This window comes from Rhodoferax ferrireducens (assembly GCF_003347515.1).
Classification (GTDB): Bacteria; Pseudomonadota; Gammaproteobacteria; order Burkholderiales; family Burkholderiaceae_C; genus Rhodoferax.
The window spans coordinates 1-255 of record NZ_QEII01000019.1 but is presented as its reverse complement, the minus strand read 5'-3'; the positions used below and the strand labels follow the sequence as shown (position 1 = coordinate 255).

Here is a 255-nt window from a genome sequence, read left to right as displayed (position 1 = left end):
CCAGACGTATGCGTGAGCAAGTTTTCAATGGTGACGTGACGTCCAGGCAAAGGATATTCGGGAAAATACTTTTCGATTTCATCCGCTAAAGAAAGTTTGCCTTGCTCAGCAAGCAACATGATCGCCGAAGCGGTAAATTGCTTCGTCACTGAGCCCGTGCGTAATGGGAATTCCGGTTGGAGCGGAACGTTCGTCTCCATATTCGCCAACCCATAGGCTTTGCGGAACAGGATGGCGCCGCGCTGCGAAACAATG

At 51.0% G+C, this 255-nt stretch carries 1 protein-coding gene; it reads right to left on the bottom strand.

The window, feature by feature from the left end; all coding sequences use genetic code 11:
* Positions 1-255, bottom strand: a 255-nt coding sequence (locus C5P05_RS00070) for a serine hydrolase domain-containing protein (RefSeq protein WP_157979124.1), incomplete at both ends; no start/stop codon positions are given.